Source organism: Acidovorax sp. KPB24-03 (assembly GCF_057546605.1).
The window spans coordinates 1-880 of the sequence record NZ_BAAJYR010000792.1 but is presented as its reverse complement, the minus strand read 5'-3'; the positions used below and the strand labels follow the sequence as shown (position 1 = coordinate 880).

The following is an 880-nucleotide window of genomic DNA, read 5'->3' as shown; positions in this document are numbered from 1 at the left end:
CCGGCGGCGGCCGCAGCGGCGAAGGCACCCGGTGCGGCAGGTGGCGCGGGCGGCGCCTCGGTCAGGGCGTCATCCGCCAGATCGAGGTCGAGGTCCAGATCGGGCGGCAGGGCCGCGCTGGTGGCGCCGGCCATCTGAGGACGGCCGTCCGTGAAGGTGCTGGCAAAGCCGTTGCCGGTGTTGGGGCCGTCGTCGTCCAGGACCACGCCAGGGCGGCCGCCGGGTTGGTACAGCGGGTTCTCGGGGTCGAGTTCTCGGCCCAGTTCGGACACGCGGGCCCAGTCGGGGCCTTGGCCATCGGTCAGCCGGAAGACATCCTGCGCCACGGCTTCCAGCGCCTTGCGGTCCTGGCGCTTGGCATAGATCTCGCCGAGCTTGACGTGGACCGAGGTGCGGTCCGGGTTGTGGCGCACGGCCTCCTTGAGGATCTCTTCGGCCTGCAGGTCGCGGCCATAGGCCAGATACACGTCGGCTTCGGCCACGGGATCGACATCGCCGCCGGCATCGAGCTGGCTGGGCGAATAGGCCATCGAAGAACCGGTGCTCAGCTGGCTGCTGGCCGTGTCCACGCGCTGGCCGCCGCTGGCGCCGAAGAACGAATCCGGCTGCAGCTTGCTTTCCATGAACGAACTGTCCACCGCGTGCTGGTTGCGGCGGTTCTGGACCGTGCGGTAGACGCCATAGCCCAGCAGCAATGCCAGCAAGGCGCCGCCGGCCAATGGCAGCATGGGGTCGTCGAACAGGTTGGAGAAGAAGCCTGGCTCCTCCGCGTCGGGGGCTGGGGCGGGCACGGCAACGGGCGCTGGCGCCGGTGCAGGGGCTGCCACCACTGGCGGGGCTGGCTCGGCACTCGCCACGCTGGATGCCGGGGTTGCCGCCG

General features: G+C 70.8%; 1 protein-coding gene. It reads right to left on the bottom strand.

From position 1 onward, the window contains the following. The coding region (locus tag AC27KI_RS26045) for a type IV pilus assembly protein FimV (protein ID WP_487116739.1) at positions 1 to 791 on the bottom strand (791 nt) is incomplete at its 3' end. Between the last annotated feature and the right edge of the window lie 89 nt (positions 792 to 880).